Here is a 15,140-nt window from a genome sequence, read left to right as displayed (position 1 = left end):
GCGGGTGTGCGCCCCGGCCACATGGGCAGGCGGAATAGCGCAAGCGCAGTCACTGTTGTGCCGGACAGGCCCCGACAGGACCCCACGGGCGGGCACAGGAAGAGGTATCCCAAGCATGAGCACCGTAGAGCTCACCAAGGAAAACTTCGATCAGGTCGTGAGTGACAACGACTTCGTCCTGATCGACTTCTGGGCTTCCTGGTGCGGCCCCTGCCGACAGTTCGCGCCGGTCTACGACTCGGCCTCCGAGCGCCACCCCGACCTGGTCTTCGCCAAGGTCGACACGGAGGCGCAGCAGGAGCTGGCGGCGGCCTTCGAGATCCGGTCCATCCCGACGCTGATGATCGTCCGCGACAACGTGGCAGTCTTCGCGCAGCCGGGTGCGCTGCCCGAGGCGGCCCTGGAGGACGTCATCGGGCAGGCCCGGAATCTGGACATGGACGAGGTCCGCAAGTCCGTCGAGGAGCAGAAGCGGGCGGCCGAGGCCGGGCAGGGGCAGCCGGAGCCCCAGTAGCCGGCCGTCCGGCGCACGGCAGCGGGCGAGGGGCCCTGACCGACACCGTCATCGTCGCGGACGCGGTGGTACCGGTCAGGGCCCCTCGGTCATGCCGGGCCCTCGCCCTCCGCGACGCGCACCGACATCCCGTAGTCCAGTTCCTCGCCGTCGATCAGCACCGCCTCCACCGTCCGGGTCTCCGGGTCGATGTCCGCCTCCATGCCCTCCCCCACATACCGGGGGTAGCCCGACGCCCCGGTCTCGCCAGTGGCGGCCACCACCGCGGACCGGATCGGCCGCCCCGGGGCCCCCGTCCGGGTCCTGCTGTGGTCGGGGATCAGGAGCAGCTCGTAACTCTGCGGATGGCTCATGCCTCCGACGCTAGACATCCGCCGTGCGCCCCGCATGTCGTCGCACCGCGGGCGGTCAGCTGGATTCGCGGTGCACGGCGGCGGTGCGCAGCAGGTCGTGGCGGACCGGTGGCCCGCCCGGGTGCTGAACCATGCGGTCGATGGTCTCGGCGAGCGGCTGCGGCATGGCGAGTTCCATGCGGACCGTGCTGAGCCGGGGGCGCAGCAGCCTGCCGATGAGGGAGTCGTCCGCCCCGATCACCGCCGTGTCGGCGGGCACGGAGATCCCCGCGTCCTGGAGGGCCCGCATCAGCAGCATGGCGTACTCGTCGTTGTACGCGAACACGGCGTCCAGACCGAGCCGCTCCCAGCGGGCGGCTAGCCGGGCCGCCGAGTCCTCCTCGTAGCGCAGCGGGAGCGGCCGGATTCGGGCCCCGGCCGCCTCCGCGGCGCGCCGGGCCCCGGCGAGGCGGGGTTCGGAGAACGGTGAGCGGCCCGGTTCCCCGGGCATGACGACGCCGATGTGGCGGCGGCCGCGGGCCAGCAGGTGTTCCACGGCGCTGGCGCCGACCCGCCGTTGGTCCATGACCAGGCCGTGTGCTCCGGCCACCGGTTCGGGGCCGAGGGTGATCACCGCTTTGGCGCCGGAGCGAGTGAGGATGCCCGTGCCGTGCGAGGTGAGGGCGATGCCCGGTGGTACGACGACGGCGACGGGCCGCAGTTCGGCCCAGGCCGTGGCCGCTTCGTCGGCGGTGAGGCCGACGCTGCCGTACTGGACGACGGTGTAGTCCAGTCGGCGCAGCCCCGACTGGAGTTCCTCGAAGAAGTAGTGGTGCAGCGGTCCTGCCGGTATGTGGCCGGAGGGCAGCAGGACCATGCGGCTGTGTCCGGCGCGCAGGCTGCGGGCAGCGGCGTGCGGGACGTAACCGAGCTGGCCGGCGGCCTCCCTGACCCGGCGTCGGGTGGGTTCGCTGATCCGGACGGTGGCGTTGTTGTTCAGTACGTACGACACGGTGGCCCGGGACACTCCGGCGAGGCGCGCGACATCGGCGCTGGTCGGAACGGAGACTTCGGCGGGCTGATTGGGTAACTGGCTCATGGCGTCCGGCAGTCTTCCAGACCCGTGGGGCCGGGTCCCGGCCCGGGTGCCGCCTGCCCGGCCGCGATGGCCGGAACAACGCCCCGCGGTCGTGGTCCGAAGCCCCGCTCCCGGGAACGGGCACCGGAGGTTCTACGGTGTTGCGATGACGTTCCATGACAGCGCGTACCGTTCCGGCAATCCCTTCGACGTCCCCGGCAGCAGCGGCCCGACTGCCACGTTGCAGGCCGATCCCGAGGACGTCGGTCCCGTACGCACCTCCTACGCCCCCGACCGCGACGGCGATCCCGACCCCGGCGAGATCGTCTGGACCTGGGTGCCGTACGAGGAGAACGACGGGCGCGGCAAGGACCGGCCGGTGCTCGTCGTCGCCCGGGAGGAGGCGGGCACGCTGCTCGCCGTGCAGCTCTCCAGCAAGCAGCACGACCGGGACCACGAGTGGGTGGCTCTGGGTGCGGGCCCCTGGGACAGTTCGGGGCGGCCGTCCTGGGTGGATCTGGACCGGGTGCTGCGGGTCCACGAGGACGGGATGCGCCGGGAGGCCTGCGCCCTGGACCGCGACCGCTTCGACCGGGTCACCGGGCGTCTGCGGGAGCGGTACGGCTGGAACTGACCTGCCGCCTTGCGATAGCGACCGGCCTCGGCCACCGCTTTCGTCTCCCGTGCGATGCCGTGCGGCGGCGCGCCCACGCGCGCTCCCCCGTGTGGTGCATCCGGTGCATGCTGATGGTGACCCCGGCCTGGGCGCAACCGTATTCCCCTGGCTCGGGGGCACTCTTGTGCGATCTCCGCGTACGGGTTTGGGTGGTAGGCAGACAGCTGAGAAGGAGGCCCCTCATGGCTCCGGACATTCCCGGCGCAACCGGCTCGCGCCCGGCCGCCGCCCCCCTCGACGAGACCGGGGCAGAGGATTTACTGCGCGGCATATGCTTCAAGACGGGCCCGCCCCGCACCGTCGGGGTGGAACTCGAATGGCTCATTCACGACCGGGAACATCCTGACCTCCCGGTCGGCCAGGAGCGGCTGGACAGCGCCGTCGAGGCGGTCCGGGCGCTGCCGCTCAGCGCGGCGCTGACCTTCGAGCCGGGCGGTCAGCTGGAGCTCAGCTCGCAGCCGGCCGGCTCCCTGATGGAGTGCGTCGAGACCACCGCCGCGGATCTGGCGGCCGTCCGCGCCTCGCTGGGCGCGGCGGGGCTCGCGCCGGTCGGTCTTGGCGTCGACCCGTGGCAGCCGCCTCGCCGCAGACTGCGGGAGCCGCGCTACGAGGCTATGGAGGCCGCGCTCGACCGTTCGGGGCCCGCCGGGCGGGCCATGATGTGCACCTCCGCCTCGGTCCAGGTCTGTCTGGACGCGGGCGAGGAGGAGCCGGGGCCGCTGGGGTACGGGCGGCGCTGGCAGCTCGCGCATCTGCTGGGCGCGGTGCTGGTGGCGGCGTTCGCCAACTCGCCGTTCCAGCAGGGCCGCCGTACCGGGTGGCGTTCCACCCGGCAGGCGCTGTGGGCCGAGCTGGACCCGGGCCGGGCGCTGGCGCCGGACGGTGGGCACGCTCCGCGCGAGGCCTGGGCCGCGCACGTCCTGGACGCCGCGGTGATGTGCATCCGGTGTGAAGCGGGCCCGTGGGAGGTGCCGGAGGGGCTGACCTTCCGCGAGTGGATCCGCACCGGGGCGCCCCGCCCGCCGGTCCGGGCCGATCTCGACTATCACCTCACGACGCTGTTTCCGCCGATCCGGCCGCGCGGTCACCTGGAGCTGCGCATGATCGACGCGCAGAACGGCCCCGACGGGTGGCTGGTACCGCTCGCCGTCGCCACGGCCCTGTTCGACGACCCGGAGGCCGCCGAGACCGTGTACCGCGCTGTGAAGCCGCTGGCCGAGACGGCGGGGACGGCCGCTCCTCCGCGCAATCCGCTCTGGACGGCGGCCGCCCGCGACGGCCTCGCCGACCCGGAGTTGCGGGCCGCGGCCACCGGCTGCTTCTCGGCCGCTCTGCCGGCGCTGGAGCGGATGGGCGCGAGCCAGGCGGTACGGGATTGCGTGGCCGACTTCACCGACCGCTATGTGGCCCGTGGGCGTTGTCCGGCCGATGACCTGACTGATCCGGGCGGCCTCACCGATCCGCGCCTGCTGACCGGCACCGGGGCGTCGGCCGACCCGCCGGACGGGCCCGCGCGCACCGCTCCCGGCTCCGTCGCCGGGCCGCCGCACTCGGATCTCCCGCCGCACTCCGGAAAGGCGGCCTCCGCATGACCGGGCACTGCGACCGCACCGAGCGGCGTCAGCACTCCGATGCCTTCGATCCGGCCCGGTCCGCCGGGCCCGCCGCCACCGGCTTCCCCGTCGCCCCCGGCACCGACCCCGAAGCCCTGCGGCAACGCGCCCTCGACGCGCTGCTGACCGCGCGCGAACGCACCGCGCTGCTCACCGACAGCGTGGACGACGGCGAACTGATTGCCCAGCACTCCCCGTTGATGTCGCCACTGGTCTGGGACCTGGCGCACATCGGCAACCAGGAGGAGCAGTGGCTGCTGCGCGCCGTCGGCGGCCGGGACGCTCTGCGCCCGGAGATCGACGGGCTGTACAACGCCTTCGAGCACTCCCGCGCCTCCCGCCCCTCGCTGCCGCTGCTGGCTCCCGCCGAGGCACGGACATACGCCTCCGACGTCCGGGGCCGGGCGTTGGAGCTGCTGGAGGGCGCACCGCTGCACGAGGGAGGACGTCCGCTGGAGCGGGCCGGGTTCGCCTTCGGGATGATCGCCCAGCATGAACAGCAGCATGACGAGACGATGCTGATCACCCATCAGCTGCGATCAGGTCCGGCGGTGCTGGCCGCTCCCCCGCCGCCGGAGCCGGTCGGGGCCGTGGCACTTCCCGACGAAGTCCTCGTACCGGCGGGCCCGTTCACCATGGGGACCTCGGCCGAGCCGTGGGCCCTGGACAACGAGCGGCCCGCGCACCGCCGCGATGTGGCGGCCTTCCGCCTGGACACCGCCCCGGTCACCTGTGGCGCCTACGTCCGCTTCATCGAGGACGGCGGCTACCGGGACGAGCGCTGGTGGGCTCCCGAGGGGTGGGCCATGGTCCGCGAACACGGCCTGGCCGCGCCACTGTTCTGGCACCGGGAGGCCGGGCAGTGGCTGCGTCGGCGGTTCGGGGTGACCGAGCCGGTGCCGGACGACGAGCCGGTGCTGCACGTGAGCTGGTACGAGGCGGACGCGTACGCCCGCTGGGCGGGGCGGCGGCTGCCCACGGAGACCGAGTGGGAGAAGGCCGCCCGGCACGACCCCGCCTCCGGCCGCTCCCGGCGCTATCCGTGGGGCGACGAGGATCCGACGCCGGAGCGGGCCAATCTGGGGCAGCGCCATCTGCGTCCGGCGCGGGCCGGGGCGTATCCGCAGGGCCGGTCGCCCTCCGGTGCGGGGCAGTTGATGGGCGACGTGTGGGAGTGGACGTCAAGCGACTTCCTGCCCTACCCGGGGTTCATGGCGTTCCCCTACCGCGAGTATTCGGAGGTGTTCTTCGGCCCGGCCCACAAGGTGCTGCGCGGCGGTTCGTTCGCCGTGGACCGGGTCGCCTGCCGGGGCACGTTCCGCAACTGGGACCTCCCGGTGCGGCGGCAGATCTTCTCCGGGTTCCGCACGGCGAGGGATGCCTGATGTGCCGTCACATCGCTTACGTGGGGGAGCCGGTGGCGCTCGGGGACATCCTGCTCAAGCCCCCGCACTGCTTGGTGCGGCAGTCCTGGGAGCCGCGCCGCCAGCGGTACGGCACGGTCAACGCGGACGGGTTCGGCGTCGGCTGGTACGCGGACGGCGACCCGGTGCCCGGACGCTACCGGCGCCAGGGGCCCGTATGGGGCGACGAGACCTTCACCGATCTGGCCCGGGTGGTCCGCAGCACCGCGCTGCTGGCCGCCGTACGGGACGCCACCGAGGCGGGGGCGGACGGGGAGGCGGCGGCCGCGCCGTACGCCGCCGGGCAGCTGCTGTTCAGCCACAACGGGGCCGTGCGGGGCTGGCCCGGATCGCTCGCCCCGCTGGCCGCCGCCCTGCCCGCCGAGAGACTGCTGTCCCTGGCGGCCCGCAACGACTCCGCGCTGATCTGGGCGCTGATCCGGCACCGGGCCGAGGCCGGGGACGAGGTGCCGCGCGCGGTCGCGGAGACCGTCCGCGAGGTCGCGGCCACCGCCCCCGGCTCGCGGCTGAACCTGCTCCTCACCGACGGGGCCACCATCACCGCGACCGCCTGGGGCGACACCCTCTGGTACCGCACGGTGCCGGGCCGCTCCACGGCGGTGGCCTCGGAGCCGTACGACGACGACCCCCTCTGGCGCGAGGTCCCCGACCGCACCCTGTTGGTCGCGACCTCCGCAGACGTCCTGCTCACCCCGCTCAAGGAGCCCCCCGCGTGAGTCCCTTCCTGCTGACCCGCACCCTGCCGGTGGACGCTACGGACGCGGCGCTGCGCGCCGACGTCCTCAGCGGCCTGACCCGGCACCCCAAGACGCTGCCGCCGAAGTGGTTCTACGACGCGCGCGGCAGTGAGCTGTTCGAGGAGATCACCCGGCTGCCCGAGTACTACCCGACCCGCGCGGAGCGGGAGATCCTGGAGGAGCGGGCCGAGGAGATCGCCGCGGTCTCGGGGGCTCGGACGGTGATCGAGCTGGGCTCGGGGTCGTCCGAGAAGACCCGCCACCTCCTGGACGCCCTGCCCCAGTTGCACAGTTACGTCCCGGTGGATGTGAGCGAGAGCGCACTGAGGGGCGCGGCCGAGTCGCTGCTCGCCGAGCATCCGGAGCTGCACGTGCACGCGCTGATCGCCGACTTCACCGGCGGTCTGGCCCTGCCGGGAACTCCGGGGCCCCGGCTGGTGGTGTTCCTGGGCGGCACGATCGGCAATCTGCTGCCGGAGGAGCGGGCGACGTTCCTGCACTCGGTGCGTTCGCTGCTCTCCCCCGGCGACGCCCTGCTGCTGGGCACGGACCTGGTGAAGGAGAAGGAGACGCTGGTGGCCGCGTACGACGACGCGGCCGGGGTGACGGCGGCCTTCAACAAGAACGTGCTGAGCGTCGTCAACCGTGAGCTGGGGGCCGATTTCCCGCTGGGAGAGTTCGAGCACGTCGCCGTGTGGAACGCGGAGAGCCGGTGGGTCGAGATGCGGCTGCGCGCCCGGCGGGCGCTGAGCGTGAAGATCCGGGAACTGGACCTGGTGGTGCCGTTCGAGGCCGGTGAGGAGCTGCGTACGGAGGTGTCGGCGAAATTCCGGCGGGAGGACGTGCGCGAGGAGCTGGCGGCGGCCGGACTGCGGCTGTCTCAGTGGTGGACGGATGCGGCGGGCCGGTTCGCCCTGTCGCTGGCGACGGCCGTCTGACGACCGGATCGGGCCGGTGAGCCCGGCCGCTCGAACACGGCCGCCCGCGTCCGGTCGGCCAGGGCGCGGCGACCGGGCTCACCGTCTGCGGGGATCGGCGCGAGGACGTCGACCTCGGCGGTGAGCCCGGCGGCCCGCACCACCCGCCACAGGGAGGCGGCGAGCGGGTCGTCCCCGACGAACGCGACGGCGCCCGCGGGCGGGCCGGAGGGCCCGGCGGCGCGGTAGGTGATGCGTACGGGCCGTACGGTCGCGCCCGCGTCGATCGCCGCCTGGAACACGGCGGGCCGGAACACGCCTCCGCCCCTTCCGCACCAGGTGCTGCCCTCGGGGAAGACCACGACCCGGGAGCCGGAGCGCAGGGCACCGGTGAGGGTCCGTACGGCTGCGGGCAGGGTGCGCAGCCGGTCGCGCTCGATGAACAGGGTGCCGCCGAGCGCGGCGAGCGGGCCGAGGACGGGCCAGCGCCCGATCTCGCTCTTGGCGAGCATCCGCCCGGGCAGGACGGCGGTGACGATCGGGATGTCCAGCCAGGAGATGTGGTTGGCGACGACCAGTTCGCCGGTGGTGGAACGCCCCTCGGGACGGCCGCGCACCGTGACCCGTACGCCGAAGGCACGCGGTACGGCGTCCGCCCAGCGCCGTATCAGCCGGTCGCGCGGGGCGGCCGGGAGCAGCGCGGCGAGCGGGGCGCAGGCCACCCCCAGCAGGACCAAGGCGCCGCCGGTCAGCAGCAGGAGTGCGGCGGGCAGCGGGGCGCGTACGGCTCCGGTGTGCCGGGCGCAGCCGTGCGGGGTGCACGGGGCGACGGGCAGCCAGGGGTTCGTGGTGGCGGGGCGGGCGCACGCCGGGTCGGGGCAGGCGCTCATCGCAGCGGGGCCAGCGAGCGGAAGTGGCGGAGGTAGCGGGGGTCGGTCCGGCGCAGCGAGAGCAGGACGTACAGGTCGGCGACGTTGAAGTCGGGGTCGTACGCCGGGGCTCCGCAGACCCAGGCACCGAGCCGGAGGTAGCCGCGCAGCAGGGGCGGCAGGTCCGCCCGGGAGCCGGTGGCCTGACCGTGACCGGAGGCGTCCCAGAGGCGGTGCGGGGTGACCCAGTGCTCCTCGGGCGCGAGGTGCGCTTCGCGTACGGTGTTCCAGCTGCGGGCGGCGAGCGTGCCGCCGTCGGCCAGTGGCAGGGAGCAGCAGCCCGCGAGCCAGTTGTGTCCGGTGCGTTCCATGTAGCGGGCGAGTCCGGCCCAGACGAGGGCGATGACCGCGCCGTCGCGGTGGGCCGGGTGGACGCAGGAGCGGCCGACCTCGACGAGGTCGTCGCGGATCGGGGCGAGCCGGGTGAGGTCGAACTCGCTTTCCGCGTAGAGGCGTCCGGCGATGCGGGCACGGTCCGGGGGCAGCAGTCGGTAGGTGGCGACGACGTCCCCGGTGGCGGTCTCGCGGACCAGCAGGTGGTCGCAGTACCCGTCGAAGGCGTCGCTGTCCAGACCGGGTTCGGGCCCGTCCAGCCGTGCACCGAGCTCCCCGGCGAACACGAGGTGGCGCAGGCGCTGGGCGTCGCGTATGTCTTCCTGGCAGGTGGCGAGAGAGACCCGGTAGGCGGGTTCAGCCTCGCCGGCCGGGGCCTGGGCAGGGGGTGACGCCGGGGCGGGGGTGGTGGCGCCGGGCAGCGGGGCGTGCGGGGCGGTGGGCAGCACGGTCATGGCGGTCTCCGGGGACGGATCGGCGGGGGATGCCGCCGGGTCGCCGCGGAGTGCGACGGCCCGGCCCCTTACTTCTTCCGTCACCGGCTGGATTCGACGTGACCGCTGTGGGGAGCGGGGATGTGCGACGGTTGAATCCGCGGGGACGCCGACCGGTCCCCCGGGGACGCCCGCCCCCGGTCGATCAGCTGCCCGCGAGCATCGCGGTGATGCGCTCGGAGGCGATCCGGGCCTCCCTCTTCGGGTCGCCGCCCTGGAGCACCGCCGTCATGTACGGCTTGATCGGGTTCTCCGCCTCCACCCGGGCCCACTGCGGGGAGTTGGGGGTGGCGCGGCCCTCGGTGGCTCCCTGCGCCATCGCCGCGGTGCCCTCGTCGCCCTCGATGACATGGGCGAGGCTCGGCTTGTTGGGGACGTAACTCATGCTCCGGGCGAGCTCCGTCTGCCACTTCTCGCCCGCCAGCGCCTTGACGACGGCGATGCCCGCAGCACGCTCGTCGGCCTTCTTCGGCACGATGAGATCCGAGCCGCCGGTGAATACGGAGCCGGGGGCCTTCGCGGTCTTTCCGGGAATGGGGAAGTAGCCGATCTTTCCCTTGAGTTCGGGATTCTTCTGCTCGATGAGCGCGGCGCTTCCGGGCATCGAGATGATCTGGGCGACGTCCCCCTTGGCGAATACGTCGTTCTGCGGGGGCTTCTCCTCGTCGGCGTCGGTCGGGCCGTCACCGAGCGCCTGGAGTTCCTTGTAGAACTCCATGCCCGCGAGGGCTTCTTCACTGTCCAGGGTGCCCTGCCAGTCGCCGCCGTCGTCGGCGGCGAGTTCACCGCCCTCGTCCCAGACGAACCCGGCGAGCACGTACCAGTTCTGACCGGCCAGGTACATGCCCTGGTTGCCTTGGGTGTTGAGCTTCTCGGTGTCGGCGATCCACTGGGCGCGGGTCTTCGGGGCGGAGTCGATGCCCGCCTCCTTGAAGATCTCCTTGTTGTAGATCACCACCCGGTTGGCCGCGTACCAGGGAATGCCGTACTGCACGCCGTTGATGCTGCCGGGCTGGGCGAGGCCGGGCAGCCAGTCCTCGCTGCCGAGGTCCCGCATCGACTCCAGGGTGAGATCACGCAGGCCGCCGCTCTCCGCGTACTGCGCGACCTGCGTGTTTCCGACTTCGATCACGTCCGGGGCGTCGTCGCTCTCCAGTGCGGCAAGGACCTTGGGGCCGATGCCGCCCCACTCCTGGATCTTGAATTCCAGCTCGATCGAGGGGTTCTCCTCCTCGTACGAGCGGGTGAACTTGTCCAGGAAGCCGGGCGAGGCGCTGTTCTTCATCAGCCAGATCGTGACCGTGCGGTCTCCGCCACCCGAACCCGGCAAGTAGCCGCATCCGCCGAGCGCTACGGACGACACGAGCGCTACGGCTCCGGCGAGTATGCGGTTCTTCACGTGGTCACCTTCTGCAAAACGGCACGACGAAATCAGGACCCGGTGTGGGGGATTGCGGGCGGCGCTCGCACGGGTGTTTGGCTGAATTTTGGTATGGACCAATGAGTAGGTCAAGGCGCGCGCTCACCCCGCCCCACCTCGACCGCCCCCTCGCGGGACACCTCGGTTTGAGGCAACGTGGTCACAGGAGAGGAGACAAACAATGGCGAATCACACGTATCGGGTCACCGAGATCGTAGGAACCTCCCAGGAGGGCATCGACGCGGCGATCAAGAACGGCATCGCAAGAGCCGCGGAAACGTTGCACAATCTCGACTGGTTCGAGATTAATCAAGTTCGCGGCCATATCGAGGATGGCCGGATCGCGCACTATCAAGTCGGCCTGAAGGTGGGTTTCCGGCTCGACGAGAACACCTGATCAGGTGCGCCCGTCGCGCTCCTGCGCAGCCTTGAGCGCCTCCGACGGTTCGGCCCACCGGGCCCGCACCACGGCAAAACCGGCCACTTCCGCCGCGTCGCACACCAGCTCGTCGTCGTCCACGAGCACACGCACGTCCCGCGAGCGGCCGAGCCTCTGAAGGATCTCCAGCTTCGTGCGGCGCGCGGGGCGCCGGTCGTCGTTGCGCCGCATGAACAGGGTGCCCTCGGGCAGGCCCTGGCGGCTCAGCCAGCGCACGGTGTCCTTGCGGCACCGCTCGGGGCGTCCCGTCAGGTAGACGATCTCGCACTCATCGGCGCTCGCGAGCACCATCCGTACGCCCTCGGCGAGCGGCGGGTCGGCGGGAGCCGCCGCGAAGAAGCCGGACCAGTCCCGGCTCGCGCCTTCCAGGAAGTGCTGCCGGTGGGCTGTGTCGGCGAGCGTGCCGTCGAGGTCGAATACGGCCAGCGGCCGGGCGTCGTTGTTCACCCGGCCAGCTTAGGAAGCCCCGGCACCGGCCGCCCGTGAGGCCGTGACCCTGTCCTCTGTTCGGGCCGCGGGAATCCTCACCGGTGCGGGACGTTGATAGAGGGTGTGAGCTCTGTGATCGCCTCCACCCGGTTTTCCTTCCTGGACCGCTCCCGCACCCGCGAGGGGCACGACGGCCCCCAGGCGCTGCGCGACACCGTGACGCTGGCGCGGGAGGTGGAGGCGCTGGGCTACCACCGCTTCTGGGTCTCCGAGCACCACAGCGTGCCGGGCGTCGCGGGGTCGGCGCCGACGGTCCTGGCCGCCGCCGTGGCCGCCGCGACCTCCACCATCCGGGTCGGCACCGGCGGCGTGATGCTCCCCAACCACCAACCACTCGTCGTGGCCGAGCAGTTCGGGGTGCTCGCCGCCCTCTTCCCCGGCCGGATCGACATGGGGCTCGGCCGTTCCGTGGGCTTCACCGACGGCGTCCGCCGGGCACTCGGCCACGGCAAGGAGGCCGCGGAGGACTTCCCCGGACGCCTCGCCGAACTGCTCGGCTGGATCGACGGCACCCAGCGCGCCCATCCCCAGGTGCACGCCCGCCCGGCGGAGGGGCTGCGCATCCCCGCGTATGTCCTGGCCATAGGCGAGGGCGCGGCGGTCGCGGCCGCAGCCGGACTCCCCCTCGTCATCGGCGATCTGCGCGGCCGGGGGAAGGTGCTGCGCGCCATCGAGGTGTACCGCAAGGACTTCCGCCCCTCGGCCCGCGCCGAGCGCCCCGAGGTGATCGTCTCCGGCACGGTGGCCGTCGCCGCCACCGAGGAGGCGGCCCGGCGCCTGCTGGTCCCGGAGGCCTGGGCCATGGCGTACGCCCGCACCCACGGCAGCTTCCCCCCGCTGGCCCCCGCCGAGGAGATCGAGGGCCGCACGATGACGGCCAAGGAGCGTCAGCTGTACGAGCGGGGGCTCGACGGGCACATCCACGGCACCGAGGAGCAGGTGACCGAGCAACTGGAGACAGCGATCAAGGAGACCGGGGCGGACGAGGTGCTCGTGACGACCAGCACGTACGACCGCGAGGCACTGGCGGACTCGCTGCGGCGACTGGCCGGAATCGTACGGCAGAGCGGCTGAGCGGGCCGCGTCACAGGGCGGTGCTCAGGTCAGCCCCCGCTTCCCGTTCCGCGGCCTGCCGCCGGTGGGCGGCCACCCGTTCACGGGTCGCGCACCGGCGCGAGCAGTCGAGCAGCGGCGGCGGTCCGGGTCGCGAGCCGCCCCGACCGGCTCGCACAGCCCGCCGCGCCTAGAATCGAACCGTTTGCCCCTTCTGGCCGCCGCCCCCTCCCCCACCCCCGTACGGAGCCCATCCCCATGCACTCCCCCCACGATCCGTACGTCCGGGTGCGCGGCGCGCGCGAGCACAACCTCCAGGACGTGCATGTCGACATCCCGCGCGACACCCTCACGGTCTTCACCGGGGTCTCGGGGTCGGGGAAGTCCTCGCTGGCGTTCGGGACCATCTACGCCGAGGCCCAGCGCCGCTACTTCGAGTCGGTCGCACCCTACGCGCGGCGGCTCATCCACCAGGTGGGCGCGCCCGCCGTCGGGGAGATCACCGGGCTGCCGCCCGCCGTCTCCCTGGAGCAGCGGCGCTCCGCGCCCGGGGCCCGGTCGTCGGTGGGGACGGTCACCACGCTCTCCAACTCGCTGCGGATGCTGTACTCCCGGGCCGGGGACTATCCGGCGGGCGCCGAACGCCTCGACTCCGACGCCTTCTCCCCCAATACGGCGGCCGGGGCATGCCCCGAGTGCCACGGACTGGGGCGCATCCACCGGACGGACGAGGAGCTGCTCGTACCGGACCCCTCGCGGTCGATCCGGGACGGGGCGATCGCCGCCTGGCCGGGTGCCTGGCAGGGGAAGAATCTGCGGGATGTGCTGGACGCCCTGGGGTACGACGTCGACCGGCCGTGGCGCGAGCTGGACGCGAAGGACCGGGAGTGGATTCTGTTCACCGACGAGCAGCCGGTGGTGACGGTCCACCCGGTGCGGGACGCGGGCCGCATCCAACGCCCTTACCAGGGAACGTATATGAGCGCCCGGCGCTATGTGCTGCACACCTTCGCCGACACCAAGAGCCGCACCCTGCGGGCGAAGGCGGAACGCTTCCTGACCAGTGTGCCGTGCCCGGCGTGCGGCGGGAGCAGGCTGCGGCCGGAGGCGATGGCGGTGACGTTCGCCGGGCGGACCATCGCGGAGCTGGCCGCCCTGCCCCTGTCCGACCTGGCCAACGCGCTCTCGGCGGCCGGTGCGGGCGGCGAGGAGACCGCGCGGGTGCTGACCGGGGATCTGCTGGCCCGGATCGGGACGGTGACCGAGCTGGGGCTCGGCTATCTGAGCCTGGACCGCACCGCTCCGACACTCTCCTCGGGTGAGCTGCAACGGCTGCGGCTGGCCACGCAGTTGCGCTCCGGACTCTTCGGTGTCGTCTATGTCCTGGACGAGCCGTCGGCCGGACTGCACCCCGCCGACACGGAGTCCCTGCTCGCGGTGCTCGGTCGGCTCAAGGAGGCCGGGAACTCGGTGTTCGTGGTGGAGCACCAGATGGACGTGGTGCGGCGGGCGGACTGGCTGGTGGACGTGGGGCCGCTGGCCGGGGAACACGGCGGGCGGGTGCTGCACAGCGGGCCGCCCGAGGGGCTGGCGGAGGTACCGGAGTCGGCGACGCGGCGGTTCCTGTTCCGCGAGGGCGACGAGCCGTCAGCCGTACGGGAGCCGCGCAGGCCCTCCGGGTGGCTGCGGCTGTCCGGCGTGGAGCGGCACAACGTGCGCGGGGTCGACGCGGCCTTCCCGCTCGGGGTGTTCACGGCGGTGACCGGGGTGTCGGGGTCGGGCAAGTCGACCCTCGTCGGCCAGGTCCTCGCCGGGGTGCTCGCGGACCGGCAGTCGGGCGAGGAGGCCGGGGCGGGCGTGCAGTACTGCGCTTCCGCGACCGGACTTGAGGCCGTGGACCGGCTCGTCCAGGTCGACCAGAAGCCCATCGGCCGGACGCCCCGGTCCAACCTGGCCACGTACACCGGGCTCTTCGACACGGTACGGAAGCTGTTCGCGCGGACTCGGACGGCACGGGAGCGGGGCTACACGGCGGGGCGGTTCTCGTTCAACGTGAGCGGCGGGCGGTGCGAGACCTGCCAGGGCGAGGGGTTCGTCTCGGTGGAGCTGCTCTTCCTGCCCAGCACGTACGCGCCCTGCCCGGACTGTCACGGCGCCCGCTACAACCCGGAGACCCTGGACATCACCCTGCGCGGCCTGACGATCGCTCAGGTGCTTGATCTCACCGTGGAATCGGCTGCCTCCTTCTTTGCCGGGACCCCGGCCGCCGAGCGCGCGCTGACCACGCTGCTGGACGTGGGGCTCGGCTATCTGCGGCTCGGGCAGCCCGCCACCGAGCTGTCCGGCGGCGAGGCGCAGCGGATCAAGCTCGCCTCCGAGCTCCAGCGCACGCGGCGCGGGCACACGCTGTATCTGCTGGACGAGCCGACGACGGGGCTGCATCCGGCCGATGTGGAGGTGCTGATGCGGCAGTTGCACGGACTCGTCGACGCGGGGAGCACGGTGGTGGTCGTGGAGCACGACATGGCCGTGGTGGCGGGCGCGGACCAGGTCATCGATCTGGGGCCCGGGGGCGGGGACCGGGGCGGGCGGATCGTGGCGACCGGCACGCCGGAGGAGGTGGCGCGGGCGGCGGGGAGCCGTACGGCACCCTATCTGGCGAAGGCGTTGCGGCGCTGATCCCGTACGGCTC

General features: G+C 72.8%; 15 protein-coding genes. 9 read left to right on the top strand and 6 right to left on the bottom strand.

Features of this window, described 5'->3' with window-relative positions:
• The first annotated feature begins 115 nt into the window (after positions 1-115).
• The gene (gene trxA, locus CIB93_RS25555) at positions 116-514 is read left to right on the top strand and encodes a thioredoxin (RefSeq protein WP_096630160.1); all 399 of its coding nucleotides are present in this window, start codon (positions 116-118) and stop codon (positions 512-514) included.
• Between the two features lie 89 nt (positions 515-603).
• Here the strand turns inward: trxA and CIB93_RS25550 are convergent, their stop codons facing one another.
• Together CIB93_RS25550 and CIB93_RS25545 are read right to left on the bottom strand one after the other, a co-directional pair.
• Positions 604-867, bottom strand: coding sequence for a hypothetical protein (locus CIB93_RS25550; RefSeq protein WP_096630159.1), 264 nt, complete (start codon positions 865-867; stop codon positions 604-606).
• Between the two features lie 55 nt (positions 868-922).
• Complete coding sequence (locus tag CIB93_RS25545; protein ID WP_096630157.1) at positions 923-1,945, bottom strand: LacI family DNA-binding transcriptional regulator; 1,023 nt, start codon at positions 1,943-1,945, stop codon at positions 923-925.
• Between the two features lie 145 nt (positions 1,946-2,090).
• Between CIB93_RS25545 and CIB93_RS25540 the strand changes: the two genes are divergently transcribed.
• The 5 genes from CIB93_RS25540 to egtD all read left to right on the top strand — a co-directional run bounded on the left by CIB93_RS25540 (position 2,091) and on the right by egtD (position 7,312).
• Positions 2,091-2,558 carry a type II toxin-antitoxin system PemK/MazF family toxin gene (locus CIB93_RS25540; protein WP_096630156.1) on the top strand — a complete coding sequence of 156 codons (468 nt, stop codon included), beginning with the start codon at positions 2,091-2,093 and terminating at the stop codon, positions 2,556-2,558.
• A gap of 224 nt (positions 2,559-2,782) precedes the next feature.
• Positions 2,783-4,192: an ergothioneine biosynthesis glutamate--cysteine ligase EgtA gene (gene egtA, locus CIB93_RS25530; RefSeq protein WP_179500244.1), complete on the top strand. Its 1,410-nt coding sequence runs from the start codon at positions 2,783-2,785 to the stop codon at positions 4,190-4,192.
• Positions 4,189-5,598, top strand: a complete 1,410-nt coding sequence (egtB, locus tag CIB93_RS25525) for an ergothioneine biosynthesis protein EgtB (protein ID WP_096630154.1) — start codon at positions 4,189-4,191, stop codon at positions 5,596-5,598. Before egtA ends, egtB begins: the two co-directional genes overlap by 4 nt.
• Complete coding sequence (gene egtC / locus CIB93_RS25520) at positions 5,598-6,353, top strand: ergothioneine biosynthesis protein EgtC (protein WP_096630153.1); 756 nt, start codon at positions 5,598-5,600, stop codon at positions 6,351-6,353. The genes egtB and egtC overlap by 1 nt, the downstream gene beginning before the upstream one ends.
• The gene (gene egtD, locus CIB93_RS25515; RefSeq protein WP_096630151.1) at positions 6,350-7,312 is read left to right on the top strand and encodes an L-histidine N(alpha)-methyltransferase; all 963 of its coding nucleotides are present in this window, start codon (positions 6,350-6,352) and stop codon (positions 7,310-7,312) included. Before egtC ends, egtD begins: the two co-directional genes overlap by 4 nt.
• Here egtD and CIB93_RS25510 read toward each other — a convergent pair.
• The 3 genes from CIB93_RS25510 to CIB93_RS25500 all read right to left on the bottom strand — a co-directional run bounded on the left by CIB93_RS25510 (position 7,255) and on the right by CIB93_RS25500 (position 10,446).
• Positions 7,255-8,181: a 1-acyl-sn-glycerol-3-phosphate acyltransferase gene (locus CIB93_RS25510; RefSeq protein ID WP_096630149.1), complete on the bottom strand. Its 927-nt coding sequence runs from the start codon at positions 8,179-8,181 to the stop codon at positions 7,255-7,257. The genes egtD and CIB93_RS25510 overlap by 58 nt on opposite strands.
• Complete coding sequence (locus tag CIB93_RS25505) at positions 8,178-9,008, bottom strand: GNAT family N-acetyltransferase (protein ID WP_096630148.1); 831 nt, start codon at positions 9,006-9,008, stop codon at positions 8,178-8,180. Before CIB93_RS25505 ends, CIB93_RS25510 begins: the two co-directional genes overlap by 4 nt.
• Positions 9,009-9,192: 184 nt before the next feature.
• Positions 9,193-10,446: an extracellular solute-binding protein gene (locus CIB93_RS25500; RefSeq protein ID WP_096630146.1), complete on the bottom strand. Its 1,254-nt coding sequence runs from the start codon at positions 10,444-10,446 to the stop codon at positions 9,193-9,195.
• Positions 10,447-10,648: 202 nt separating this feature from the next.
• Between CIB93_RS25500 and CIB93_RS25495 the strand changes: the two genes are divergently transcribed.
• Positions 10,649-10,864, top strand: coding sequence for a dodecin (locus tag CIB93_RS25495; RefSeq protein ID WP_096630145.1), 216 nt, complete (start codon positions 10,649-10,651; stop codon positions 10,862-10,864).
• On the opposite strand, the gene CIB93_RS25490 is transcribed toward CIB93_RS25495, so the two are convergent.
• The gene (locus CIB93_RS25490) at positions 10,865-11,353 is read right to left on the bottom strand and encodes a hypothetical protein (RefSeq protein ID WP_096630143.1); all 489 of its coding nucleotides are present in this window, start codon (positions 11,351-11,353) and stop codon (positions 10,865-10,867) included. It lies immediately after the preceding gene.
• A gap of 114 nt (positions 11,354-11,467) precedes the next feature.
• Between CIB93_RS25490 and CIB93_RS25485 the strand changes: the two genes are divergently transcribed.
• Positions 11,468-12,469 carry an MsnO8 family LLM class oxidoreductase gene (locus CIB93_RS25485; protein ID WP_373558804.1) on the top strand — a complete coding sequence of 334 codons (1,002 nt, stop codon included), beginning with the start codon at positions 11,468-11,470 and terminating at the stop codon, positions 12,467-12,469.
• 237 nt (positions 12,470-12,706) lie between these two features.
• Entirely contained in the window at positions 12,707-15,127 is a 2,421-nt protein-coding gene (gene uvrA / locus CIB93_RS25480) for an excinuclease ABC subunit UvrA (RefSeq protein WP_096630140.1), read from the top strand.
• Positions 15,128-15,140 lie beyond the last annotated feature (13 nt).

Origin of the sequence: Streptomyces sp. WZ.A104 (assembly GCF_002382885.1) — a bacterium.
Lineage (GTDB): Bacteria > Actinomycetota > Actinomycetes > Streptomycetales > Streptomycetaceae > Streptomyces.
Note: the sequence above shows the minus strand (reverse complement) of the source record. Positions and strands in the feature narration are given on the sequence as shown.

Bases quoted from the DNA above. Each gene is read 5' to 3' on its own strand.
- trxA (WP_096630160.1), top strand. From the start codon at position 116: ATGAGCACCGTAGAGCTCACCAAGGAAAACTTCGATCAGGTCGTGAGT.
- CIB93_RS25550 (WP_096630159.1), bottom strand. From the start codon at position 867: ATGAGCCATCCGCAGAGTTACGAGCTGCTCCTGATCCCCGACCACAGC.
- CIB93_RS25545 (WP_096630157.1), bottom strand. From the start codon at position 1,945: ATGAGCCAGTTACCCAATCAGCCCGCCGAAGTCTCCGTTCCGACCAGC.
- CIB93_RS25540 (WP_096630156.1), top strand. From the start codon at position 2,091: ATGACGTTCCATGACAGCGCGTACCGTTCCGGCAATCCCTTCGACGTC.
- egtA (WP_179500244.1), top strand. From the start codon at position 2,783: ATGGCTCCGGACATTCCCGGCGCAACCGGCTCGCGCCCGGCCGCCGCC.
- egtB (WP_096630154.1), top strand. From the start codon at position 4,189: ATGACCGGGCACTGCGACCGCACCGAGCGGCGTCAGCACTCCGATGCC.
- egtC (WP_096630153.1), top strand. From the start codon at position 5,598: ATGTGCCGTCACATCGCTTACGTGGGGGAGCCGGTGGCGCTCGGGGAC.
- CIB93_RS25510 (WP_096630149.1), bottom strand. From the start codon at position 8,181: ATGAGCGCCTGCCCCGACCCGGCGTGCGCCCGCCCCGCCACCACGAAC.
- CIB93_RS25505 (WP_096630148.1), bottom strand. From the start codon at position 9,008: ATGACCGTGCTGCCCACCGCCCCGCACGCCCCGCTGCCCGGCGCCACC.
- CIB93_RS25495 (WP_096630145.1), top strand. From the start codon at position 10,649: ATGGCGAATCACACGTATCGGGTCACCGAGATCGTAGGAACCTCCCAG.
- uvrA (WP_096630140.1), top strand. From the start codon at position 12,707: ATGCACTCCCCCCACGATCCGTACGTCCGGGTGCGCGGCGCGCGCGAG.